We start from the raw sequence: 21,034 nt of genomic DNA, 5'->3' as shown, positions 1-21,034 counted from the left end.
TCGCTACGGTGATCCCATGACTGTCAGGCAGATCCAGGTCACCTTCGATTGTGCGGACCCGAAGCGCGTCGCGCTGTTCTGGTGTGAGGTGCTCGGGTACGTCGTGCCGCCGCCCCCGCCCGGCTTCGCGGACTGGGACGCCTTCGAGGCGACGCTGCCGGCGGAGGTGCACGGCTCGGCCTTCGCGTGCGTCGATCCGAACGGCATCGGCCCGCGCCTCTTCTTCCAGCGCGTGCCCGAGGGCAAGGCGGTCAAGAACCGGGTGCACCTCGACGTTCGCGTCGGCACCGGGATGGTGGGGGCCGAGCGCCTCGCGGCGTTGGAGGCGGAGGGCGCGCGGCTCGAGAAGTTGGGCGCGACCCGCCTCTACCTGCAGGAGGCCGATGGCGAGAACGAGTCCTGTCTCACCATGGCCGACGTCGAGGGCAACGAGTTCTGCCTCGATTGAACGGGTTCGCCCTGGACGAACGGGGTGGCCGTCGACTCGCCGGGCGTGGACACTGGAGTCACGGGGGTCCCTACGGCTCGAGGAGTCAGACATGGCAGGCAACGACAACCCGTTCGGGTTCGGTCCGGGCGAGTTCGACGACCTCGCGCGCGAGGCCCGGGACATGATCGGCAGGCTCGTCGGAGGCACCGCGGGCCGGGAGGCGTTCTCCGGGCTGTTCGACGATGCCGTGCGCCGCCCGAAGCGCCGGCCGGAGACCGCGGGCGAGACCGGCGACGGGGTGTGGGCGATCATCGCCACCGACGAGGACGGTGGCGCCCGCGTCGAGCAGGTGTACGCGACCGAGATCGACGCGCTGCGCGCCAATCAGCACAACACCGACGTCACGCGAAAGGTCCGGTTCCTGCCCTACGGGATCGCCGTCACTGCTCTGGACGACTGATCGCCTGATCGGGGTCCGGCCCGGCCGTGGGCTCGGGGGCCTGCGGGTCATCGGGCGTGGGCTCCTGCGCGTCGCCGGGCATCGGCTCGGGCCGCAGCCAGAGCCAGATCGCGACGACCGCCATGATCCCCGTGCCGATCGTGGCGATCCACCACGCCGGGGTCACGAGGAACAGGATCACCGCGCACACGGCCATACTGCCGACCGCCATGTACTTGGCTTTGCGGCTGACGGCGCCGGTGGCCTGCCAGTCCCGGATCATCGGGCCGAACACCCGGTGCTCGAGCAGTTTGCGGTGCAGCGTGTCGGACCCGCGGGCCGCGCAGTACGCCGCGATCAGGATGAACACGGTGGTCGGCATGAGGGGGACCACAACGCCGACGATGCCCAGGCCGAGGGCGATGTAAGCGAAGATCCACCACATCCACTTCAATCGGGACCGGCCTGCCATGGAACCAGTGTAGGGAGGCGGAACGGGATCAGGCATCGCCGTGCTCGACCAGCCAGTCGAGCAGAGGCGAGGTCTCGCGCCAGTGCTTGCGGATCTGCGGTACCAGCTTCGGCGTGTGGATGATCTCCTCGAAGCCGTAGTCGCGCATCACGGTCAGCGACTTGTGGCGCAGGAGCTCGATCCGCGGGTGGTCGGCGTCCCAGCCGCGGGGCGCGGTCTTGAGGGTCTCGCCGCCGATCTCCCAGCCCTTGCGGCGCAGCTTCGCGATGATCTGCTCCAGCGCCGGGCCGTACAGGTCGTTGTCGATGGCCTTCCGGAAGGCGGCCAGCCGGGTGGGGCTCGCCTCGTAGAAGCCCGCGCCCACCCGCACTCCGGGTGCGCCGATCTGCAGGTAGTAGCCGGTCGCCGGGCCCACGGCGACGAAGGCGCCCTGATGCGTCTTGTACGGCGTCTTGTCCTTGGAGAAGCGGACGTCCCGATAGGGGCGGAAGATCTTCGCGGCGCCGAATTCGTCGGCCAGCTCCTCGGTGAGCGCGGCCATGGGTGCGGCGACGGCGGTCTTGTAGACCTCCTTGTGCGCCTCCCAGAAGACCTTGGAGTTGTCGGCCTCGAGGTCGTCGTAGAAGTCCAGCGCGGCCTCGGGGAATCCGGTGAAGCTCATGCCGCCGAGGCTACCGCCGCCACGGATATTCGGTGGCGCCGGTCGGCGGCTCCGCCTACCGTTCGTCCGATGCCCATCGACTTGACCGGCGAGAACCGGGACGTGACGCGCGCTGTGGAAGTGATCCGCGCGCTGCTCGGCGATGCGCACATCACGCCGCGCACCGCGACCTCGTTCGCGGAGGACGCACTGGGCGTGCTCGAAGCGCAGCACACGGTCATCAAGATCGAGACCACTCCCGCGACCGCCACCGCGATCGGCCTCGCGGTGGCGCGGCTCGTCGCCGAGCATGACGCCGAGTCCGGTCCGGCCAGTCACACCGATCCGCCGTCGTGGATCTCGGTCGACCTGGGAGGCGCGCCCGACCGCATTCCGGGCGACGCGGCGTTCGCCTTCCGCGCCGGAACCCTCTCCGGTGTGCCGGTCGTGCTGCGCTGCGAGACCGAGTACCGCGAGACGCTCAGTGTCGGCGTCGTGACCCGGTCGGACGACGTCGCGGCGGGGGAGGCAGTTCGCGACCGGATCCGCACGGCGGCAGAGGAACTCAACCCGCTCAAGGGGCGGGCGCTCGCCGCAGCGTTCCAGGGCGGCCTGGCCTTTCGCGCGTTCGAGCTCACGGGCGATCGCGCCGACGTGGTGGTCCCGGATCGGGTGTGGGCCGAGATCGATCTCTCGGTCCGCGCGGTGACCACGCACGCGGAACAGTTGCGGCGCCTCGGCTTCCGGGCTGCGCGCGGTGTCCTGCTCTGCGGACCTCCGGGCGTCGGGAAGACCGCGGTGTCCCGCGCGGTCGCCGCCGAGCTGGTCGGCGATTTCACCGTGATCGTGGTCGGCGCCGCCGCGGTCGGTACGGGCCTCGCGTCGGTCTACGCGGCGGCGGTCGAGCTGGGGCGGTGCGTCGTCATCCTCGACGACGTCGACCTCGCGGTTCGTCGGCGCGGTGACGGCGACGATTCCGCGCTCGCCTCGCTGCTCGACGCGCTCGACGGCGTCGACCAGTCCGCCGAGGTGCTCACCATCGCGACGACGAACGACCCGCGTTCGCTCGACGGTGCCGCCACCCGCGCGACCCGCTTCGACAGCGTCGTCGAGGTCGGGTACCCGAGCCGAGAGGCGCTGATCGGAATCCTCGGGCGGCGCACCGTCGGCCTCGGTCTCACGGGCGATGACGTCGCCGTGATCGTCGACTCGCTGCCGCCCGAGACCAGCGGCGCCGACGTGGGCGCGCTCGTCCGGCGCGTCGTCCTCGCCAACACCGGTACCGGCCTCGACGCCTTCCTCGCGGAGGTGCGTCGCCGCGGCTGGCTCGCGGCCGTCCCGGTCGGTCAGTACCTGTGACGCCGCCGACGCGGGCGCTCGCGCGGACAGGGGACTAGCGTGGACGACATGAAACCCGGTGACACCGCTCCCGACTTCGAACTGCCCGATCAGGACGGCACTCTGCGGAAGCTGAGCGAGTTGCTCGCCGCCGGCCCCGTCGCCCTGTTCTTCTACCCGGCGGCGTTCACGCCGGGCTGCACCAAGGAGGCGTGCCACTTCCGCGACCTGGCCGCGGAGTTCGCGGAGGCGGGCGTGCAGCGTGTCGGCATCAGCCGCGACGCGGTCGCCAAGCAGCAGGACTGGACCGCCAAGTACGGACTGGATTACCCGCTGCTGTCCGACGTCGACGGTGCCGTCGCGACGGCCTACGGCGTCAAGCGCGACGGCCTGCTCAAACTGGCGGGCATGCCCACCAAGCGCACCACCTTCGCGATCCGCGCCGACGGCACCGTCGCCGACGTGATCGCCTCCGAGGTGAACATGCAGGTCCACGCCGACCGCGCCCTCGCCGCTCTCCGGGGCTGAGGTTCCGCGGGGCCCCGACGCAGATTTGCTTTCAACCTCGCGAGTGTTCATGATCACGGATATGAGTCGAAGGTTCGGCAGTGGAGCTCTCGGCCACGAGGTCCCGTCGGCGCTCGTCGTCGGGTTCGGGTTCCGCGGTGCGGGGTTCATCGCGCTGGCGGCGTATGGCAGCCTTGCGGTGCTCGCACTCATAGCGAGCTTCGGCCTGGCGACTGAGGGCGAGTCGGCCTCCGCGGTGGCACTCGTGGGCGTACTGGGGGTGGCTTCGGCGGGTTTCGCAGTGGCGCTCGTGGCTCTCCTGGCGTCGCGCCGCGTCGCAGCGATCCTGTCGCCGGGTGGGATCACTCTGCCCTGGGTCGCGGATCCGGCACTCCGCGAATGGGATTGGTCGGAGATCCGGATGATTCAGGTGATGACGCGAGATGCGAGGGGCGTGACCTATCGGTCGGACTTCCTACTTCAACTGCATCCGTCCGCGCGTGCCTCCGCACTGGAATCGGTGCCGGACGACCTCACAGGTTGGCAACGGCGATGGGTTCATCCCGCCGGTCCCGCGTCGTTCTCGATCGGGTGGATGACCGCGCCCGCACCCCGCCACGTGAAGCGTTACATCTACGGGGTCGCACCGGAACTCGGCTTGCCGTTGATCCCGCCCAGGCATCGCCCCAAGGGATACCCGTGGGGCGAAAACCGCTCGACAGGTCCGGAAGAATGACCGGAGTGATCACGCTCCGCAATGGCACCGGCGCCGACCATCCCGCGCTCGTGCGAGTGTGGCGCAGTTCCGTCGACGCCACCCACGACTTCCTCGCCGAGGCCGACCGCGACGCCATCGAGGCGCGGCTCGCGAGCGACTACTTCCCGCAGGTCCGGCTCACCGTCGCGGAGGTCGACGGTGCGGTGGCCGGGTTCGCCGGCACGGTCGGTAACGACCTGGCCATGCTGTTCGTCCACGACGACGCCCGGGGGCGCGGCGTCGGACGTGCGCTGGTCGACCACGCCGTCCGCGAGCTCGGCGTGCGCACCGTCGACGTCAACGAGCAGAACGCGCAGGCGGTCGGGTTCTACGCACACAGCGGCTTCGTCGTGACCGGCCGCAGCGCGACCGACGGCGAGGGCCGCCCGTACCCATTGCTGCATCTGATGCTCGAGCGCGCCTAACCCGCGCAACCGTCGCGCGACGTCCGGGCCACGATCGCGACCGCGCGGCGCAGCGCGTCGGCATCGGCGGGGGAGAGGGGCCCGAGCAGCTCGGCCTCGGCGGCGCTCACCTTCGCGACCACCTCGCGCAGCATCGCCAGGCCGGCGTCGGTCGGCACGACCCGCCGTGCGCGCCGGTCCGTGGGCGAGGGCTCCCGGCGCACCAGGCCCGCGTCGACGAGGTCGTCCACCACGTAGGGCATCACCGACTTGTCGATCAGCAGGTAGTCGGCGAGCGCGAGTTGCGTCGGCAGGTCGTAGGTCGCGGCGGCGTACAACGTCTGGTAACCGCGCACTCCGCGCGGGATCCGGTCGAGGATCGGCGCCACGGCCTCCGCGTACGCCTTGTTCAACACCCCCACGGACCAGCCGAAATCGCAGGTCTCCTCGTGCTCCGCCACCGCACCATGCTAGCAGGCATCACATATCAGTTGATTCACATATCAGTTGTGATACGGTTCAGTTGTTGGACAAATCAAATTGGAGGAGTACATCGTGAGCCGTGTCCTTGTCGTCACCACCAGCGTCCCGTCCTACGCCGTGAGCGGCCGCCGCACCGGCCTCTGGCTCGGCGAGCTGACGCACTTCGTCGATGCCGTCGAAGCCGCCGGGCACACCACCGTCATCGCGAGCGTCGACGGGGGCTTCGTCCCCATCGATCCCGAGTCCCTCAGCCACGAGGTCCTCGCGCAGGGCGGCACGCGCGCCCGGTACGACGACCCCGAGTTCATGGATCGCCTGCGGAACACGCCCTCCCTGTCGGAGGTCGACGCCGCCGACTTCGACGCGATCTACCTCACCGGCGGGCACGGCGTCATGTTCGACTTCCCGACCGACGAGCGTCTCGCCGCCCTGCTCCGCGAGTTCGACGGTGCCGGCAAGGTCGTCTCCGCCGTCTGCCACGGCACCGCCGGGCTGCTCGGTGCGACGAAGGCCGACGGCGCGCCGCTCATCGCCGGTCGTCGCATCGCGGGCTTCTCCTGGAACGAGGAGGTCCTCGCCGGGCTGGACGCCATCGTCCCGTTCAACCTCGAACAGCGGATCGCCGAGCGCGGCGCCACCTATGTGCAGGCCGACGAGGCCTGGGCCCCGTTCGCCGTCACCGACGGCACCGTCGTGACCGGGCAGAACCCGGCCAGCGCCCACCCCGTCGCCGAGGCTGTCCTCGCCCTGCTCGCGACGCGGTAGGAAATGCCGTAGAGAAATCCTGCGCGGTGTGTCGATTCCGCGTCGCCTCGATCGTCATCACTGTGCCCCGCCCCTGGGGCACAGTGGACATCAGGAGGAATCATGCATTACGCACTGCTGCTCAACAACGCCGAGCCCGCCGAGGGCGAGGTCCCGCGCGAGACCATGCTGCAGATGCAGCAGGCGATGGCCGACTACACCGCCGCGTTGCAGGCGGCGGGTGTACTGATCGGCGCCGAGATCCTGGAACCGCAGGCGCAGACGGTGACGGTCACCCGGCGCGACGGCGACCTCCGGATCGAGGACGGCCCCTTCGCCGACACCCGCGAGGCACTCGCGGGCGTCTTCCTCCTCGACGTGCCGGACCGTGACGCCGCCCTCGCCTGGGCTCAGAAGCACCCCGCCACCCAGTACGCGGTGATCGAGGTCCGCAAGGTCGCCGCGGCCTGCGACGAGGGCATCTGGAACGTCGCGGCCTGCACGGACTGATGACCGTCGACGCCGAGGTGCGGGCGGAGCTCGCCGCCCGCACCTCGTACGGCCGGTTGCTCGCGCTGCTCGCCGCCCGGTCGCACGATCTCGCCGCAGCGGAGGACGCCCTGGCCGACGCCTTCGAGCGGGCACTGACCCGCTGGCCGGTCGACGGAATACCCGACGACCCGGACGCGTGGTTGCTCACCGTCGCTCGGAACCGGCAGCGCGACCGGTGGAGGTCGGCGGCCGAGCGTCGTTCCGTGCCCTTCGACGAGGCGGCGCACGACGCGGCCGCGGAGGGCGAACTGCCGGACCGGCGGCTCGAACTGCTCCTCGTCTGCGCGCACCCCGATCTCGCCGGCGCGAGCGTGCCGCTCATGCTCAACACCGTGCTCGGGTTCACCGCCGCGCGGATCGGCGCGGCGTTCCTCATCCCCACCGCCACCATGGCGGCTCGCCTGACCCGCGCGAAGAAGCGGATCGCGCGGGAGAAGATCCCGTTCGCCCTCCCCGGAGCCGGGGACCTCGCCGCCCGGCTGGCCCCGGTTCTCGAGGCCGTCTACGGCTCGTACTCGATCGAGTGGCCCACCCCGCCGCGCGAGCGGCACGCGCTGCTCCTCGGCCTCGCCGGCACCGTCGCCGAGGCCGCCCCCTCGGTGGCCGAGGCGCACGGCCTGGCCGCCCTGATGTACCTCTCGAGCGCCAGGCTGCCTGCACGGGTGGACGAGGACGGACGGTACATCCCACTCCCGCAGCAGGATCCGCGACGCTGGGACGGGAACTTCATCGCTGCCGGGCATCGGCATCTGCGCGCCGCGCATGCACTCGGCACCGTCGGACGGTTCCAGCTGGAGGCGGCGATCGGTGCCGTGCACTGCGCCCGCCGCCCCGGTGCGGCGCCCGATTGGGCGCACCTGCGGAGCCTGTACGACGCGCTCGTCGCTCTCGCTCCGACCCGTGGCGCGGCCGTGGCACGTGCCGCCGTCGTCGCCGAGACCGACGGTGCGCGTGCGGGACTGGAAGCCCTTGAGGCGGTCCACGGCGTCGAGCGGCTGCAGTCCGCATGGGCACTGCGCGCATCCCTGCTCGAGCGTCTCCGTGACCCCGCCGCGGCCGCCGCGTACGCCAAGGCGATCTCGCTCACCACCGATCCCGCAGAGCGTGAACACCTGCAGCGCCGCGCCCGCGGAATCGGGCGGTAGCGGCGGAATCCGGACGTGATCGCTAGGGTCGGGCCCATGACGGACAGCGATGGTATCCGGGTGGGCGACCCCGAACGGGAACGCGCCGTCGAACTGCTCGGGGAGGCGATGGCCACCGGCTACCTGACGGTGGAGGAGTTCGACCAGCGCACGCACGCGGCGTACGCCGCCGTGAATCGCGGTGAACTGCAAGCGCTCATCAACGACCTGCCGATCCGCGACCGGCTCTTCCCGGCGGCGCCGGACGCCGCCGACCGTCCGGTCGAGGTGCTCGACCTCGAATGGACGACGGTGCATCGCAAGGGCGTATGGACGGTGCCCGCGCGACTGCGCATCGCCGGTTCGACGGGCACGGCGAAGATCGACTTCCGCAGCGCCGACTTCCCGTACGGCGGGGTCGAGATCGACGTCCAGGTCTCGTGGAGCACGATCAAACTGCACCTGACGCCGACCATGCGCGTGGACGCCTCCGGAATGGGTTACTCGGGCTGGAGCTCACTCAAGGACAAGGCGGGGCCCGCCGCCGGCACCGCGGGCCCGCTCGTGGTGCTGCGCGGCTCGGCGTCCGCGGGGAGCACCATCCAACTTCGCCGGTGAGGGCGCGGGTTCCGCGCTACGGTGAGCGGGACGAAGGAGTCGCATGTCCGATGTCTGGCAGCTGGTCCACGCGGAACGCCGCGCCCTGATCGCCTTCCTGGAAGGCATCGACGACGCGCGGTGGGACACCCCTTCGCTCTGCCCGGGGTGGCGCGTCCGCGACGTCGTGGCCCACCAGATCGCCACCGCCGACACGACGCGCCTGGGCTTTCTCAAGGGGATGCTCCTCGCCCGCTTCGATTTCGACCGGGACAATCAGAACGGCGTGGATCGTGAACTCGGCCCGGCCGCGCAGATGCTCGACCGGTTCCGCTCGATCGTCGACCGCACCTCGGGGCCGCCCGCGCCGCTCGACACGCGCCTGGTCGAGGTCGTCGTGCACGGCGAGGACGTCCGCCGTCCGCTCGGCACCGTCGGCGACTACCCGATGGAGGCCGTCGAGCGTGCGCTCCGGCTGCAGGCGCGGACGGGGAAGGGGATCGGCGGTGCGAAGGAGCACGTCGCGGGGCTCACGCTGCGCGCCACCGACGCCGACGTCACGATCGGCGACGGCCCCGAGGTCACCGGACCGCTGCTCGACCTGCTGCTCGTCGTGAGCGGGCGCACCGTCGCCCTCGGGGCACTGGGCGGTCCCGGCGCGCCGTCCCTCGCCGCGCGCGTCGCCTGACGACGGCCGTCATTCCGGCGTGTACGCCGACAGCACCTCGCGCACCGCCTCGTCGATCATCGTGTGGTCGACGCCGAGCTCGTTCAGGATGACCGCCCCGGGGCCGTCGCCCTCCGCGAGAACGCCGAGCAGGACGTGCTCGGTTCCGACGTAGTTGTGCCCCAGGCGCAGCGCCTCGCGCAGCACCATCTCGACCGTCTTCCTCCCGGCCGCCGAGAACGGGATCTGCTCGGGCGCGTCGCCGTCCTCGGCCACGGGGACGCGAACCCGCACCGCGGTCTCGGTGACGCCGCGTCCGACGAGGAGGCGCGCGGCGATGCCCTCCGGTTCGCGGAACAGCCCGAGCAGCATGTGATCGGTGTCGATCACTGGGCTCCTGGCGGTACGGGCCTCGTCCTGTGCGGCGACGACGACGCTGCGGGCGCGCGGCGTGAAGCGCGAGTAGGGCGAGCCGGTCGCCTCGATCAGCGCCGACGGGTCGATGCTCGGCGGCGCTGAGCGCTGCTGCGCCGCCTGTTTGGTCATACCCATGGACGCGCCGATCGACGTCCAGGTCGCGCCACTGCGCCGCGCCTGGTCGACGAAGTGCCCGACCAGGTGGTCGGCGGTCTCTCCCAGGTGCGCGGCGACCGCGACGGCGTCGCCGAGGTGATCGAGCGCGTCTCCGTCCGGGTGGAGCGCGTGCACGGTGCGGATGAGGGCGTCGAGGCTGACCGGCTCGTTCTTCTCAGGCATGCGTCAAGCATGAGTTGACGCGGCGTGCTTGTCAAGCGTTGATTGACGACAGCTCAGGCGGCGGCCTCGCCGAGGGTGCGTGCAGCGATCTCCGCAGCGGCGTCCTCGGCCGCGGTCTCGCGGGCGCGATGCCGCTCGGTGTCGGCCGATTCCCCGTCGCCGAACAGGAACAGCCCGGAATCCTCCGCGCCCATGTAGTTCGCGAGCCCGTCGACCAGCTGGGCGCGCATCGCGTCGAGATAGCCGTGCTTGCGGTACGTCGACTCGCCGGCGGCGCCGATCGCGAAGAAGTACAGGCGCTTCGGTGCCGCGAGCACCGCGCCGGAACCGGTGTCGTCGTACGCCCAGTCGCGTGTGAAAACCCGGTCGACCCAGCCCTTGAGCGGCCCGGGCAGGCTCCACCAGTAGACGGGGAAGACGACCGCGATCGCGTCGAACTCCTCCAGGTGCCGCTGCTCGGCCCGGACGTCCGGAGGGACGGCGCCGCCGGCGCGGTAGGCCCCGAGATCGGCCCGACCGAAGGTCGGATCGAAGCCGGCGATGAGGACGTCGTGCCGCTCGACCTCGGCGTATCCGCCGCGCAGCAGGCCGCGGGCGACGGCCGCGGCGGTGCGGGCTGTGGCGGAGTCGGCGTCGGGGTGAGCGGTCACCACGACCGCGCGGGACTGCTGCTGATTCGTCATACTGAGAGCATGAACTCTGACACCAGTGTCATGGTCAAGTCGGGGCTGCGGATGCGCGACCTGTGCGCCCGCACCGGCGCCACGCCGCGCATGATCCGGCACTACGAGAAGACGGGCATCCTCGCGCCGGGGCGCGAGTCGAACGGCTACCGGGTGTTCACCGAAGAGGACGTGCGCACCGTCGCCGATGCGCGGTGCCTCATCGAGGCCGGGCTGTCGGCCACCGAGACGGCGGAGCTCGTCGGCATCGTGTGCGGCGAGGGCGACGCCCGGCCCGAGGAACTCGACGCCGCACTGGTCCGCATCGGGGAGCGCCGCGCTGTGCTCGACGAGCGGATCGCGCAACTCGTCGCGGCGAAGGCGAAACTCGACGAGCTCCGCGACTACGTTCACGGTGTTCGCGGCGTCACCAGATGACGGCGAGTCCCGCGGCGGTCAGCGACAGCAGTCCCGCGGCGTAGAACATTCCGCGTGGGACGGGCTCGCCGGTGCGCTTCTGGCGCGCGCTGCCCATGCCGAGCAGGCCGCCGAGCACGAGCAGGATGACGAGCTTGATGCCGATCTTGGGGTAGTTCAACTCGATTCCGGCGGGCCATGGCGCGGCGAGCGCGAGGCCCGTGACGAGCGAGACCAGGAGTCCGTAGTCCATGACCCGCTCGAATCGGAACCGGCCCGCGGCCGCCGAGGCGACCCAGCCGCCGAACGTCACGGCGAAGCCCACGATGTGCACCAGAACTATGACGTTGCGTAGTACTTCCATGCTTCGAGCGTAGCGAACCGGACGAATCGTGCAGCCGGTACGCCGATTCCGGAGGATTCGCCGGTCATCTCCGAACGAACCGCGCCGAGGGGTTCCGCTCTCCGGCGGACGCGGCTACGGTCTACAGGCATGGCTGCGATCATCATCGTCGGAGCAGGGCTTGCAGCCGCGAAAGCGGCGGAGGCGCTGAGGGATCTGGGCCACGACGGCCCGATCACGCTGATCGGCGCGGAATCCCACCCGCCGTACGAGCGGCCCCCGCTGTCCAAGGACTATCTGCAGGGCAAAGCCGACCGTGACAGCGTCTTCACGTTCGACGCCGCCTGGTACACCGACCACGACGTCACCGTGCGGACCGGTGTCCGCGCCACCGCCCTCGACCGCGAGGCGCGCACCGTCGGCCTCGACACGGGGGAGTCGCTGCCCTACGACCACCTCCTGCTCGCCACCGGATCCCGGGCGCGTCCGCTGCCCGGGGCCGACGGGGTGCACTACCTGCGCACGCTCGACGACAGCGACGCCCTGCGCGCGGTGTTCGACAAGGGCGGCTGCCTCGGCGTGGTCGGCGGCGGGTGGATCGGGCTCGAGGCGGCGGCCGCGGCGCGCGAAGCCGGACTGGAGGTCACCGTCGTCGAGCCCGCGGAGCAACCGCTCCTCGGCGCGCTCGGCCCCGAGCTCGGCAAGGTCTTCGCCGACCTGCATCGCTCGCACGGCGTGGACCTGCGCACGGGCACCGGCGTGCGGGCCGTCGAGCCCGGCGGCAGGGGACTGGTCCTCGAGGACGGGACCAGGATCGAGACCGACGCGGTGCTCGTCGGAATCGGGGCGATACCGAACATCGAGCTGGCCGAGGCCGCCGGCCTGGAGACCGCGGAGGGCGGTGTCGCCGTCGACGCGGGTCTGCGCACCTCCGACCCGCACGTCTTCGCGGTCGGCGACATCGCCGCCGCCGAGAACCCGACGGTGGGCCGGCGCGTGCGGGTCGAGCATTGGGCGAACGCGCTCAACCAGCCCCGCGTCGCCGCCGCGAACATGCTCGGCGGTTCCGAGGTCTACGACCGCCTGCCGTACTTCTTCACCGACCAGTACCAGCTCGGCATGGAGTACCTGGGGCTGTCCACCGGCTACGACGACGTGGTGATCCGCGGCGACCTCGACGCCCTGGAGTTCGTGGCGTTCTGGACCAAGGAGGGGCGCGTGCTGGCGGGCATGAACGTCAACGTCTGGGACGTGGGCGACGACGTGCGTGCATTGATCACGTCGGGGAGGGCGGTCGACGCGGCCCGCCTCGCCGACCCCGGCATCCCCCTCGCCGAGGTCTAGGTCGATGACGCGCCGGCGGGCGTGGATCGCCGGCGCGGTGCTCGCCGTCGTGATCCCGGCGGGCGTTGCGACGACCGCCGCCGCGGCACCGTCGCACTACTGCGGCAGCGCGCTGAGCCCCGCGGAGAACGCCCGCGTCGTCGCCCTGTCCGACCCGCACGCGCTGCCGACCGCGCCGACCTTCGCGAGCCTCGACGACGTCACGGAGCGGCAGCGCGGCATCGCCGACATCCTGGCCGCCCACCGCGACCGGCGCGGCCTGTTCGGGGTGGGCATGGACGGCGTCATCCGTGACGCCGTCACCCCGACGCAGCGCGACGAGGCCGGGCTCGACGATCCGCGCTACGCCAAGTCCCTCTCGATCGACCTGGTGAGCCGCTACCTGCGGGCGGTCCACGCCCAGTGGACCGGCGGCGCCGTGCCGCAGTGGTGGGGCAACTACTTCCACCTGGCCGCACGGTGCGACCTCCCGCCGGGGAGGGTGGCCATGGCGGGGTACAACGCGCACATCACCGTGGACCTCGCCTACACCGTCGCGTACAGCCGCAGCACCCCGGCGAACGCTCTCGACTTCTATCGCATCGTCGACTCGATCGCGAAGAACGGCAACGTGATCCCGGAGCGCAGCAAGCGGATCTACGGCGCCGACCTGTGGGGGCTGTGGACCTTCTACTTCTTCGGTCAGGGGCTCGACCGCATCGCCGGCGCGGGCGTCGCGTCGAACCTGATGCTCCGCGCCGCCGACGACGGCTACAACACCCTCACCTTCGCCAACGGCCTCGCGCTGCAGAACCCCGGCGCGCGCCCGGTGACCGAGGGCGAGATCCTCGCGTTGTGGCAGACGGGTGAGATCGCCTTCGACGTCCTCTCCGGTCTCGGTGGCCTCGGCACCCCCGTCGCGCCCGCCGCCCCGGCGCCCCGCCCCGCCCCGGCTCCGGTGCTCGCCGCGAGCGGGCGCTGAGCGCCGGGTGCGATAGTGCTGGGGTGACCTTCGAGGAACTCGTCAAGTACAACGCGTCCCTGCCGTTCAACCGGTGGGCCGGTATCGAGGTGCTCAGCGCCGACCCGCAGGAGGTCGTGCTCCGCCTCGAGCGCCGGGACGATCTGTGCCAGAACGTCGGCGGCCTGCACGCCGCGCTCATCGTGGGCGTCCTCGAGAACGCGTGCGGTTACGCGCTCGCCATGCACCCCGGCGCGGGCGGCCTCGTCACTCAGATGGACACGCAGTTCCTGCGCCCCGCGCAGGGTGAGGCCTTCCTCGCCGTCGGTCGGGTGATCAAGCCGGGCAGCAAGCAGAGCTTCTCCGAGGCCGACTTCTTCGTCGAGGTCGACGGTGCGCGCGGGCCCCGGTTCGCCACGGCGCGCGCGCTCATCGTCCCCTCCTAGCGGTTCAGGAGCGGCGGACACGGCGCACCGCCCGGTAGGCGCCGTAGAGCACCAGCAGCAGCGCGGCCCAGGGCAGGACCGCGCCCAGGATCACGAGCATCCACCGTCCGGCGCCGAGCAGCGCGTCCCAGCCGTCCTGCAGCCCGCCGGTGAACCCGGACCGGTCGGTGGTGACCGTCGGCTTCTCGATCGTCACCGTCACCGTCGACAGCGCGACCTGGTCCCCGATCGACGCGCGCCGCGACTGCAGCGTCTCGAGCTCCTGTTGCCGGGTGGTGAGGGCGGACTCGGCTGCGATCACCTTGTCGGTGGTGTCGGCCTTCTCGAGGATCGCCGTCAGCCGGTCGACCGAGACCCGGGTCGCGCGGATCCGCGCCTCGAGGTCCACGACGGTGCCGGTCACGTCCTCGTGCTCGAGCCGCACGGACCCGACCTCGCCGAGCCCCCCGACGTTCTCCACCAGCTCGTTCACCTTGTCGTTCGGCACCCGCAGCGTCAGCCTGGCGCGGGCGTCCTCGCCGCCGGACTCGGTACGCGCGTCGACCCGGCCGCCGAGCCGCTCGGCGGTCGCGGCCAGTTCCCGCGCCGCGGACGCCGGGTCGGCGTTCGTCACATCGACGGTGCCGGTCGTGATCACCTGCCGGTTCGTCGGCGCGTTGGCCGGGGTCGACGGTGCGTTCGGCGCGGTCGTGGGCGCCGCGTTCGGGGCGGTCGTGGGCGCCGCGATCGGTGCGCCGCCGGTGATCGGCGCGGATTCGGCGGCCCGGGTGCTCCCGGCCTGCGGGGCCGGGGGCCGGTAGAAGGCGGATTCGCTCGCGCTGCCCTGGAACTGGCTCACGACGACACCGCCCACGGCCACGACCGCCACCGCGGCGGCCGCGGCGATGCCGATGGTCCGGTGCCTACGGCTCCGCCGGCGCGTACGCAGGTCGTCGTTCACCTCGGACATGACGGTGGACCGCATGGCGGCGAGCCGGTCGTCGGTGAGGATGTCGTCGGGGGTGGTGCGGGTGGTCATGACTGCTCCCTCAGGGTGCTCAGGTCGGCGCGCAGGCGGCCGCGCAGCCGGGAGACGCGGTTGCGCACGGCGGCGTGGGTCACGCCCACCTCGGCCGCGGCCCGCTCGTAGGTCTGTTCGCCCTCCACGCACAGGCGGTAGAGGCGCTGGTCGGTGGGCGACAGGGCGCTCACCGCCTCGGCGATGATCGTGCGGACCTCGGCGGCGAGCACCTCGTCCTCGGGCGAGGGCGCCGCTGCCGGCGGCGCCGCATCGTCGAGCGGTGCGGCCCGGTCCCGGACCACCGAGAGGCGCCTGCCCGCGTTGAGCGCGGTGTACCGGGCGGTGGTGAGGAGCCACGGGAGCACCGACTCGTCGACGATGCGCACCGAGTCGATGCGGCGCCAGAGCGTGAGGAAGGTGTCCTGGGCGACTTCCTGCGCGGCGTCGGCGTCGCGCAGGACGGTGTACGCCTGCCAGTAGACGGGGCGCACGTGGCGGTCGTGGATCGCCGCGAACGCCGAGCCGTCGCCACCCGCGGCGCGGGCGAGGAGGGTCCGGTCCGCGGACTCGTCGGTTCTCATCGTGGACGTCACACCCCCTCTATGTCGCCGGGCCGGGCGACCGTCTCATCCCCGGCGGCGGGGTCGTCAGATCGCCACGTGGATGCCCTCGCCGTCGACGGTGACCGTCACCGCGGTGAGATCGTCGACCTGCACGTCGGGGGCGAATCGCGCCGCCTGGGGCCCGACGCCGACCACGCGCATCCCGGCGGCCCTCGCCGCGGCGATGCCGGCCTCGGAGTCCTCGAAGACGATGCAGTCGGCGGGGTCGATGCCGAGCAGTTCCGCGCCGCGGAGGAAGCCCTCGGGGTCCGGTTTGCTGGCCCGCACGTCCTCCGCGGTCACCCGGACGGCCGGTAGCGGCAGCCCCGCGGCCCCCATCCGCGCCGTCGACAGTGCGACGTCCGCGGAGGTCACCAGGGCGTGCGGGGCGCCGCCGAGCGCGGCGAGGAAGGCGGGCGCCCCGGAGACGGGCACGATGCCCTCGGTGTCGGCGGTCTCCTGCGCGAGCAGTGCGCGGTTCTCCGCGAGGTTGACCTCCACGGGGCGCTCGGGCAGCAGCGCCGCCATCGTCGCGTGCCCCTGCCGGCCGTGCGCGACCGCCAGCACCTCGGCCGGGTCCAGGCCCTTCTCCCGTGCCCACCGGCTCCAGCACCGTTCGACGACGGCGTGCGAATCCACCAGCGTGCCGTCCATGTCCAGCAGTAGAGCGCGACCGGTGAGCATGCATGTCCTCCTGGGATCGGCGTGGTGGGCACCACGATACGGACCGGCCCGGGAGCGGCGGTGCGGATCAGCGGGCGACGACGAGGTCCGGCGACAGCTCGCCGAGGCGCGTCGCGCCGGCCAGGCCCATGCCGTGCCGGAGTTCGTCGTGCAGCCCGGCCAGGACGGAGCCCACCCCGTCGGCGCCGGCGTCGGCCAGGCCCCACAGGACCGGGCGCCCGACGAACACGGCGTCCGCGCCGAGCGCGAGCGCCGCCAGCGCGTCGAGGCCGTCGCGGACGTCGCCGTCCACGAGGACCGCGGCGTCGGCACCCACGGCGGTGGCGACCTCGGGCAGCGCCCGCGCCGGGGCGACGGCGCGGCCCAACTGCCGCCCGCCGTGATCGCTGACCCACACCCCGGCTGCGCCCGCGTCGACGCACCGTCGCGCCTCGTCGGCGCGCAGGACGCCCTTGACGATCACCGGCAGCCCCGTCAGCGCGGACAACCGGGCGATGTCGTCGACGACCGCGCCCGCGTGTTGCTCGATCGATGCCCACGCGTCGGCCCCGGGCGGCAGGTGACGGGCCACGTTGACCAGCGCGAGGTCGTCGTCCAGCGGCGGTAGCCCGCGGCCGCCCGAGCGGCCCACGTACGGTGTGTCGCCGGTGAGTACGAGCGCCGTCGCGCCGGCCGCCGCGGCACGTTGCACCAGAGCCTCGGTGATGCTGCGGTCGCGCATGAGGTACACCTGCTGCCACCACGGCCCGGCGACCGCGGCACCGATGTCCTCGATCAGCGTGGTGGCCCGCATGGACAGCACGAACGGGGCGCCGCAGTCGGCGGCGGCGCGGGCCACGGCGGCCTCGCCCTCGGGATGGATCAGGCGATGGAAGGCCGTCGGTGCGACGCCGATCGGGGAGCGCCAGGCCCCGAAGAGGCTCGTCGCGGTGTCGACGGACCGGACGTCGCGCAACACCCGCGGCGCGAACCTCCACCGTTCCCAGGGGGACTCGCCGACGGTCGCGCCGCGCATCAGATAGGCCCAGACCTCGGGCGTGAGCTCCCGCTCGGCGCGTTCTGCGAGGCCGGTCATCCTGTCGTCCCCCACACTCATGGCGCTGACGCTATCCGACCGGATGCCGGCCGCTCTCGCGCGGCTTCGCAGTGGGTACGGCACGACGCGCGACGTCTTCTGCTTCGACACGGTGGTCGTCAGCGGCGGTCGCAACGTCGTCAAGGTCACCGCGCACTGCAACACGCTCGTCGTCTCCGGTGACGACAACGTGGTCCGCGTGACCAGCCCGGTGAAGTCCGTCGTGGTGAGCGGCAACCGGAATTCCGTGCTCTGCGACTGGAGTTTCGCGAAGACTTCCGACACGGGGCTCGGCAACACCGTCAAGTGCTAGCCGGCCGGGGCGATCGCACCGGTTCCCCGCGCGACGACCGGAGCGCAGGACTAGGCTGAGCGGCATGACGAGGTTCAGCCCCCTCGAATGGCCCGTGCTGCGGCAGCTCCGCTCCGGGGACGTGTTCGGCCGCGGCCCGGCCGTCGAGTCCCCGCGTACCCGCGCACTCGAGCCGCGCACGAAGACCGCCGACCGGGTGGTGCAGAGCGTCTGCCCGTTCTGCGCCGTCGGCTGCGGCCAGAAGGTGTACGTCAAGGACGAGAAGGTCATCCAGATCGAGGGCGATCCGGATTCGCCCATCTCGCGCGGGCGGCTGTGCCCCAAGGGCTCGTCCAGCGAGCAGCTGGTGAACAATCCGCTGCGGCAGACGAAGATCCGCTACCGCGCGCCCTACGCCACCGAGTGGCAGGACCTCGACCGGGACACCGCGATCGACATGATCGCCGACCGGTTCGTCGAGGCGCGGCGCCACGGCTGGCAGGACTTCGACGAGCACGGGCGGCCGCTGCGCCGCACCATGGGCATCGCCTCGCTCGGCGGCGCCACGCTCGACAATGAGGAGAACTACCTCATCAAGAAGCTGTTCACCGCGGCGGGCGCCATCCAGATCGAGAACCAGGCCCGCATATGACACTCCGCCACGGTTCCCGGTCTGGGAGCCTCGTTCGGGCGCGGCGGCGCCACCCAGTCCCTGCAGGACATGGCCAACGCGGATTGCATCGTGCTCATGGGCGGCAACATGGCCGAGGCGCACCCCGTCGGATTCCAGTGGGTCGCTGAGGCGAAGGCCCGCGGCGCACGGGTGATCCACGTGGACCCGCGGTTCACGCGGACCTCCGCGGTGGCGGACCGGCACGTGCCGATCCGCGCGGGCTCCGACATCGTGCTGCTCGGCGGGCTCATCAACCACGTGCTCGCCACCGACGCGTACTTCCACGACTACGTCGTCGCGTACACCAACGCGGCGGAGCTGGTGGGCGAGGACTACCGCGACACGGAGGACCTCGACGGCCTGTTCTCGGGGTTCGACCCGGAGACCGGGAAGTACGACCAGTCGACGTGGCAGTACGCCGAGGGCCGCGACGAGACGCTGCAGGACCCGCGGACCGTCTTCCAGGTGCTGCGCCGCCACTACGCGCGCTACACCCCGGAGGTCGTGGCCGACATGTGCGGCATCTCGCCGGCCGAGTTCGCCTACCTGGCGGATTCGATCACGAGCAACTCGGGGCGCGAGCGCACGACGTGCTTCGGCTACGCGACCGGCTGGACGCAGCACACGATGGGCGCTCAGTTCATCCGCACCGCGGCGATCCTGCAGCTGCTGTTGGGCAACGTCGGGCGGCCGGGCAGCGGCATCATGGCGCTGCGCGGGCACGCCAGCATCCAGGGCTCGACCGACATCCCCACGCTGTTCAACCTGTTGCCGGGATACCTGCCGATGCCCTCGGTCGGCAAGCACGACACCCTGGCCGACTACATCGCGTCGGTGAGGCCGGACACGGGCAAGGGCTACTGGCAGTACGCGGACGCCTACATGATCAGCCTGCTCAAGGCCTGGTGGGGCGACGCGGCGACGGCGGAGAACGACTACGCGTACGACTACCTGCCGAAGCTGAACGGTCCCGCAGGCACCTACCAGACCGCCGTCGACATGCTGGACGGGAAGGTCGACGGGTACTTCGTGCTCGGCCAGAACCCTGCCGTCGGCTCCGCGAACGGCCGGCAGCAGCGCATGGGCATGGCGAAGCTCAAGTGGCTCGTCGTGCGCGACCTGAACATGATCGAGTCGGCCACCTGGTGGAAGGACGGCCCGGAGATCGCCTCCGGTGAGCTGCGCACCGAGGACATCGGCACCGAGGTGTTCTTCATGCCCGCCGCCACGCACGTCGAGAAGGCGGGCTCGTTCACGCAGACCCAGCGCATGCTGCAATGGCGGCACCAGGCCGTGCAGCCGCCGGGCCAGGCGCAGAGCGAGCTCGACTTCTTCTACGAGCTGGGCCTCCGGATCCGGGAGCGATTGGCGGGCTCGACCGACGAGCGCGACCGTCCGCTGCTCGACCTCACCTGGGACTACCCGCCCGATGCGCACGGCAATCCGGACCCCGAGGCGGTGCTCGCGGAGATCAACGGCCGCTTCGTCTCCGGTCCCGACGCGGGCCGCGATCTCACGTCGTACACGCAGTTGAAGGCCGACGGCTCGACGATCGCGGGCTGCTGGATCTACACCGGCGTCTACGCCGACGGCGCCAACCAGGCGGCCCGCCGCGTGCCGCAGGGCGGCGGCGGGATCACCCAGTCCGAGTGGGGCTGGGTGTGGCCCGCGGACCGCCGCATGCTCTACAACCGGGCGTCCGCGGACCCGCAGGGGCGCCCGTGGAGCGAGCGCAAGAAGTACCTGTGGTGGGACGAGACCGAGGGCCGGTGGACAGGGCCCGACGTCCCGGACTTCCCGGCCACGCTCGCCCCCGGCACCGTCCCCGAACCCGGGGCGACGGGGGCCGAGGCCCTCGCCGGCGACGATCCGTTCATCATGCAGTCCGACGGCAAGGGCTGGTTGTTCGCGCCGACGGGCCTCGTCGACGGTCCGCTGCCGACGCACTACGAGGCGCAGGAGTCGCCGGTGCGGAACGCGATCTACCCGCAGCAGCAGGCCCCGGCCCGGGTGCTGTTCCCGCGTGAGGACAACCTCGACGCGCCGAGCGCCGGTGACCCGGGGGCGGACGTGTACCCGTACGTCTTCACCACGTACCGGCTCACGGAGCATCACACCGCGGGCGGCATGAGCCGCTGGTCGCCGTACCTGGCGGAGCTGCAGCCCGAGATGTTCTGCGAGGTCTCGCCGGGGCTGGCCGCGGAGTGCGGGCTCGAGAACGAGGGCTGGGCCACCATCATCTCCCCGCGCGCCGCGATCGAGTGCCGCGTCCTCGTCACCGAACGGATGCGTCCGCTGACCATCGGCGGGCGCACCGTCCACCAGGTGGGCCTGCCCTACCACTGGGGCGTCGGCAGCGACGCCGTCGTGACGGGCGACGCCGCCAACGACCTGATCGGCGTCACGCTCGATCCGAACACGCAGATCCAGGAGTCGAAGGTCGGCTCCTGCACGGTGATCGCCGGCCGCCGGCCGCGCGGCGCGGCGCTCGAGGATCTGGTGCAGAGCTACCGGGACCGGGCCGGCGTCACCACCGCGACGGACAACGTGCGGCTGACCGCCCCGAAACCGGGCGACATCTACCCGGACCCGCGGCGGGACGATCCCGAGCAGGAGGGATGGACCCGATGGTGACGTGGACACGGC

27 protein-coding genes are annotated in these 21,034 nt (G+C 71.7%); 17 read left to right on the top strand and 10 right to left on the bottom strand.

Going from position 1 to position 21,034, the window contains the following annotated elements:
• Window positions 1–16 precede the first annotated feature (16 nt).
• On the top strand, window positions 17–448 hold the full coding sequence (locus ELY19_RS01990) for a VOC family protein (RefSeq protein ID WP_126194706.1): 432 nt from the start codon (window positions 17–19) through the stop codon (window positions 446–448).
• A gap of 91 nt (window positions 449–539) precedes the next feature.
• Window positions 540–890, top strand: a complete 351-nt coding sequence (locus tag ELY19_RS01985) for an Rv0313 family protein (protein ID WP_126194705.1) — start codon at window positions 540–542, stop codon at window positions 888–890.
• Here ELY19_RS01985 and ELY19_RS01980 read toward each other — a convergent pair.
• Together ELY19_RS01980 and ELY19_RS01975 are read right to left on the bottom strand one after the other, a co-directional pair.
• Complete coding sequence (locus tag ELY19_RS01980) at window positions 871–1,341, bottom strand: YbaN family protein (protein WP_126194704.1); 471 nt, start codon at window positions 1,339–1,341, stop codon at window positions 871–873. The two genes, ELY19_RS01985 and ELY19_RS01980, sit on opposite strands and share 20 nt — an antisense overlap.
• A gap of 28 nt (window positions 1,342–1,369) precedes the next feature.
• Window positions 1,370–2,002 (bottom strand): DUF2461 domain-containing protein, encoded by a 633-nt coding sequence (locus tag ELY19_RS01975; RefSeq protein ID WP_126194703.1) that lies wholly within the window; start codon window positions 2,000–2,002, stop codon window positions 1,370–1,372.
• A gap of 69 nt (window positions 2,003–2,071) precedes the next feature.
• Here ELY19_RS01975 and ELY19_RS01970 point away from each other — a divergent pair, with 69 nt between their 5' ends.
• The 4 genes from ELY19_RS01970 (at window position 2,072) to ELY19_RS01955 (ending at window position 5,008) form a co-directional block, all read left to right on the top strand.
• The gene (locus ELY19_RS01970) at window positions 2,072–3,340 is read left to right on the top strand and encodes an AAA family ATPase (protein WP_126194702.1); all 1,269 of its coding nucleotides are present in this window, start codon (window positions 2,072–2,074) and stop codon (window positions 3,338–3,340) included.
• Window positions 3,341–3,388: 48 nt separating this feature from the next.
• Entirely contained in the window at window positions 3,389–3,847 is a 459-nt protein-coding gene (locus ELY19_RS01965; RefSeq protein WP_126194701.1) for a peroxiredoxin, read from the top strand.
• A gap of 61 nt (window positions 3,848–3,908) precedes the next feature.
• Window positions 3,909–4,562 carry a hypothetical protein gene (locus tag ELY19_RS01960; protein WP_126194700.1) on the top strand — a complete coding sequence of 218 codons (654 nt, stop codon included), beginning with the start codon at window positions 3,909–3,911 and terminating at the stop codon, window positions 4,560–4,562.
• The gene (locus tag ELY19_RS01955) at window positions 4,559–5,008 is read left to right on the top strand and encodes an acetyltransferase (protein WP_126194699.1); all 450 of its coding nucleotides are present in this window, start codon (window positions 4,559–4,561) and stop codon (window positions 5,006–5,008) included. Before ELY19_RS01960 ends, ELY19_RS01955 begins: the two co-directional genes overlap by 4 nt.
• Here the strand turns inward: ELY19_RS01955 and ELY19_RS01950 are convergent.
• Window positions 5,005–5,448 (bottom strand): MarR family winged helix-turn-helix transcriptional regulator, encoded by a 444-nt coding sequence (locus tag ELY19_RS01950; protein ID WP_227967127.1) that lies wholly within the window; start codon window positions 5,446–5,448, stop codon window positions 5,005–5,007. The genes ELY19_RS01955 and ELY19_RS01950 overlap by 4 nt on opposite strands.
• 94 nt (window positions 5,449–5,542) lie before the next feature.
• Between ELY19_RS01950 and ELY19_RS01945 the strand changes: the two genes are divergently transcribed.
• The 5 genes from ELY19_RS01945 to ELY19_RS01925 all read left to right on the top strand — a co-directional run bounded on the left by ELY19_RS01945 (window position 5,543) and on the right by ELY19_RS01925 (window position 9,175).
• Entirely contained in the window at window positions 5,543–6,235 is a 693-nt protein-coding gene (locus tag ELY19_RS01945; RefSeq protein WP_126194698.1) for a type 1 glutamine amidotransferase domain-containing protein, read from the top strand.
• A gap of 102 nt (window positions 6,236–6,337) precedes the next feature.
• Window positions 6,338–6,724: a YciI family protein gene (locus tag ELY19_RS01940; protein WP_126194697.1), complete on the top strand. Its 387-nt coding sequence runs from the start codon at window positions 6,338–6,340 to the stop codon at window positions 6,722–6,724.
• Window positions 6,724–7,911, top strand: a complete 1,188-nt coding sequence (locus tag ELY19_RS01935) for an RNA polymerase sigma factor (RefSeq protein ID WP_126194696.1) — start codon at window positions 6,724–6,726, stop codon at window positions 7,909–7,911. Before ELY19_RS01940 ends, ELY19_RS01935 begins: the two co-directional genes overlap by 1 nt.
• A 36-nt stretch (window positions 7,912–7,947) precedes the next feature.
• Complete coding sequence (locus ELY19_RS01930; RefSeq protein WP_126194695.1) at window positions 7,948–8,508, top strand: DUF1707 SHOCT-like domain-containing protein; 561 nt, start codon at window positions 7,948–7,950, stop codon at window positions 8,506–8,508.
• Between the two features lie 43 nt (window positions 8,509–8,551).
• On the top strand, window positions 8,552–9,175 hold the full coding sequence (locus ELY19_RS01925; protein WP_126194694.1) for a maleylpyruvate isomerase family mycothiol-dependent enzyme: 624 nt from the start codon (window positions 8,552–8,554) through the stop codon (window positions 9,173–9,175).
• 9 nt (window positions 9,176–9,184) lie between these two features.
• Here ELY19_RS01925 and ELY19_RS01920 read toward each other — a convergent pair whose 3' ends face one another.
• On the bottom strand, window positions 9,185–9,910 hold the full coding sequence (locus ELY19_RS01920) for a Clp protease N-terminal domain-containing protein (protein ID WP_126194693.1): 726 nt from the start codon (window positions 9,908–9,910) through the stop codon (window positions 9,185–9,187).
• A gap of 53 nt (window positions 9,911–9,963) precedes the next feature.
• A complete protein-coding gene (locus tag ELY19_RS01915; RefSeq protein WP_126194692.1) occupies window positions 9,964–10,593 on the bottom strand; it encodes an NAD(P)H-dependent oxidoreductase in 630 nt (209 codons plus the stop codon).
• Between the two features lie 9 nt (window positions 10,594–10,602).
• Between ELY19_RS01915 and ELY19_RS01910 the strand changes: the two genes are divergently transcribed.
• A complete protein-coding gene (locus ELY19_RS01910; RefSeq protein WP_126194691.1) occupies window positions 10,603–11,010 on the top strand; it encodes a MerR family transcriptional regulator in 408 nt (135 codons plus the stop codon).
• On the opposite strand, the gene ELY19_RS01905 is transcribed toward ELY19_RS01910, so the two are convergent.
• On the bottom strand, window positions 11,000–11,353 hold the full coding sequence (locus ELY19_RS01905; protein WP_126194690.1) for a Fe-S protein: 354 nt from the start codon (window positions 11,351–11,353) through the stop codon (window positions 11,000–11,002). The genes ELY19_RS01910 and ELY19_RS01905 overlap by 11 nt on opposite strands.
• Before the next feature lie 129 nt (window positions 11,354–11,482).
• On the opposite strand from ELY19_RS01905, the gene ELY19_RS01900 reads away from it, so the two are divergent.
• The 3 genes from ELY19_RS01900 to ELY19_RS01890 are packed head-to-tail and all read left to right on the top strand — an operon-like array spanning window position 11,483 to window position 14,062.
• Window positions 11,483–12,676: an NAD(P)/FAD-dependent oxidoreductase gene (locus ELY19_RS01900; RefSeq protein ID WP_126194689.1), complete on the top strand. Its 1,194-nt coding sequence runs from the start codon at window positions 11,483–11,485 to the stop codon at window positions 12,674–12,676.
• 4 nt (window positions 12,677–12,680) lie between these two features.
• On the top strand, window positions 12,681–13,637 hold the full coding sequence (locus tag ELY19_RS01895; protein ID WP_197715965.1) for a DUF5995 family protein: 957 nt from the start codon (window positions 12,681–12,683) through the stop codon (window positions 13,635–13,637).
• A gap of 23 nt (window positions 13,638–13,660) precedes the next feature.
• Entirely contained in the window at window positions 13,661–14,062 is a 402-nt protein-coding gene (locus tag ELY19_RS01890) for a PaaI family thioesterase (protein WP_164711487.1), read from the top strand.
• A 4-nt stretch (window positions 14,063–14,066) separates the two neighbouring features.
• Here the strand turns inward: ELY19_RS01890 and ELY19_RS01885 are convergent, their stop codons facing one another.
• The 4 genes from ELY19_RS01885 to ELY19_RS01870 all read right to left on the bottom strand — a co-directional run bounded on the left by ELY19_RS01885 (window position 14,067) and on the right by ELY19_RS01870 (window position 17,444).
• The gene (locus tag ELY19_RS01885; protein ID WP_126194687.1) at window positions 14,067–15,080 is read right to left on the bottom strand and encodes a DUF4349 domain-containing protein; all 1,014 of its coding nucleotides are present in this window, start codon (window positions 15,078–15,080) and stop codon (window positions 14,067–14,069) included.
• Entirely contained in the window at window positions 15,077–15,643 is a 567-nt protein-coding gene (locus ELY19_RS01880) for an RNA polymerase sigma factor (protein ID WP_126194686.1), read from the bottom strand. The genes ELY19_RS01885 and ELY19_RS01880 overlap by 4 nt, the downstream gene beginning before the upstream one ends.
• Before the next feature lie 66 nt (window positions 15,644–15,709).
• The gene (locus ELY19_RS01875) at window positions 15,710–16,348 is read right to left on the bottom strand and encodes an HAD-IA family hydrolase (RefSeq protein ID WP_126194685.1); all 639 of its coding nucleotides are present in this window, start codon (window positions 16,346–16,348) and stop codon (window positions 15,710–15,712) included.
• A gap of 67 nt (window positions 16,349–16,415) precedes the next feature.
• Window positions 16,416–17,444 carry an alpha-hydroxy acid oxidase gene (locus tag ELY19_RS01870; protein ID WP_227967125.1) on the bottom strand — a complete coding sequence of 343 codons (1,029 nt, stop codon included), beginning with the start codon at window positions 17,442–17,444 and terminating at the stop codon, window positions 16,416–16,418.
• Between ELY19_RS01870 and ELY19_RS01865 the strand changes: the two genes are divergently transcribed.
• Entirely contained in the window at window positions 17,443–17,736 is a 294-nt protein-coding gene (locus ELY19_RS01865; protein ID WP_126194684.1) for a DUF3060 domain-containing protein, read from the top strand. The genes ELY19_RS01870 and ELY19_RS01865 overlap by 2 nt on opposite strands.
• A gap of 64 nt (window positions 17,737–17,800) precedes the next feature.
• Window positions 17,801–21,022 carry a formate dehydrogenase-N subunit alpha gene (fdnG, locus tag ELY19_RS01855; protein ID WP_197715964.1) on the top strand — a complete coding sequence of 1,074 codons (3,222 nt, stop codon included), beginning with the start codon at window positions 17,801–17,803 and terminating at the stop codon, window positions 21,020–21,022.
• The last annotated feature ends 12 nt before the right edge of the window (window positions 21,023–21,034 follow it).

Source organism: Tsukamurella paurometabola (assembly GCF_900631615.1).
Lineage (GTDB): Bacteria > Actinomycetota > Actinomycetes > Mycobacteriales > Mycobacteriaceae > Tsukamurella > Tsukamurella paurometabola_A.
Note: the sequence above shows the minus strand (reverse complement) of the source record. Positions and strands in the feature narration are given on the sequence as shown.

Excerpts from the sequence above, each read along its gene's own strand:
- ELY19_RS01960 (WP_126194700.1), top strand. The coding sequence starts at position 3,909 with ATGAGTCGAAGGTTCGGCAGTGGAGCTCTCGGCCACGAGGTCCCGTCG.
- ELY19_RS01930 (WP_126194695.1), top strand. The coding sequence starts at position 7,948 with ATGACGGACAGCGATGGTATCCGGGTGGGCGACCCCGAACGGGAACGC.
- ELY19_RS01990 (WP_126194706.1), top strand. The coding sequence starts at position 17 with ATGACTGTCAGGCAGATCCAGGTCACCTTCGATTGTGCGGACCCGAAG.
- ELY19_RS01970 (WP_126194702.1), top strand. The coding sequence starts at position 2,072 with ATGCCCATCGACTTGACCGGCGAGAACCGGGACGTGACGCGCGCTGTG.
- ELY19_RS01870 (WP_227967125.1), bottom strand. The coding sequence starts at position 17,444 with ATGAGTGTGGGGGACGACAGGATGACCGGCCTCGCAGAACGCGCCGAG.
- ELY19_RS01975 (WP_126194703.1), bottom strand. The coding sequence starts at position 2,002 with ATGAGCTTCACCGGATTCCCCGAGGCCGCGCTGGACTTCTACGACGAC.
- ELY19_RS01985 (WP_126194705.1), top strand. The coding sequence starts at position 540 with ATGGCAGGCAACGACAACCCGTTCGGGTTCGGTCCGGGCGAGTTCGAC.
- ELY19_RS01915 (WP_126194692.1), bottom strand. The coding sequence starts at position 10,593 with ATGACGAATCAGCAGCAGTCCCGCGCGGTCGTGGTGACCGCTCACCCC.
- ELY19_RS01965 (WP_126194701.1), top strand. The coding sequence starts at position 3,389 with ATGAAACCCGGTGACACCGCTCCCGACTTCGAACTGCCCGATCAGGAC.
- ELY19_RS01900 (WP_126194689.1), top strand. The coding sequence starts at position 11,483 with ATGGCTGCGATCATCATCGTCGGAGCAGGGCTTGCAGCCGCGAAAGCG.
- ELY19_RS01980 (WP_126194704.1), bottom strand. The coding sequence starts at position 1,341 with ATGGCAGGCCGGTCCCGATTGAAGTGGATGTGGTGGATCTTCGCTTAC.
- ELY19_RS01885 (WP_126194687.1), bottom strand. The coding sequence starts at position 15,080 with ATGACCACCCGCACCACCCCCGACGACATCCTCACCGACGACCGGCTC.
- ELY19_RS01940 (WP_126194697.1), top strand. The coding sequence starts at position 6,338 with ATGCATTACGCACTGCTGCTCAACAACGCCGAGCCCGCCGAGGGCGAG.
- ELY19_RS01955 (WP_126194699.1), top strand. The coding sequence starts at position 4,559 with ATGACCGGAGTGATCACGCTCCGCAATGGCACCGGCGCCGACCATCCC.
- ELY19_RS01910 (WP_126194691.1), top strand. The coding sequence starts at position 10,603 with ATGAACTCTGACACCAGTGTCATGGTCAAGTCGGGGCTGCGGATGCGC.
- ELY19_RS01875 (WP_126194685.1), bottom strand. The coding sequence starts at position 16,348 with ATGCTCACCGGTCGCGCTCTACTGCTGGACATGGACGGCACGCTGGTG.
- ELY19_RS01880 (WP_126194686.1), bottom strand. The coding sequence starts at position 15,643 with ATGAGAACCGACGAGTCCGCGGACCGGACCCTCCTCGCCCGCGCCGCG.
- ELY19_RS01935 (WP_126194696.1), top strand. The coding sequence starts at position 6,724 with ATGACCGTCGACGCCGAGGTGCGGGCGGAGCTCGCCGCCCGCACCTCG.
- ELY19_RS01895 (WP_197715965.1), top strand. The coding sequence starts at position 12,681 with ATGACGCGCCGGCGGGCGTGGATCGCCGGCGCGGTGCTCGCCGTCGTG.
- ELY19_RS01865 (WP_126194684.1), top strand. The coding sequence starts at position 17,443 with ATGGCGCTGACGCTATCCGACCGGATGCCGGCCGCTCTCGCGCGGCTT.
- ELY19_RS01905 (WP_126194690.1), bottom strand. The coding sequence starts at position 11,353 with ATGGAAGTACTACGCAACGTCATAGTTCTGGTGCACATCGTGGGCTTC.
- ELY19_RS01920 (WP_126194693.1), bottom strand. The coding sequence starts at position 9,910 with ATGCCTGAGAAGAACGAGCCGGTCAGCCTCGACGCCCTCATCCGCACC.
- ELY19_RS01925 (WP_126194694.1), top strand. The coding sequence starts at position 8,552 with ATGTCCGATGTCTGGCAGCTGGTCCACGCGGAACGCCGCGCCCTGATC.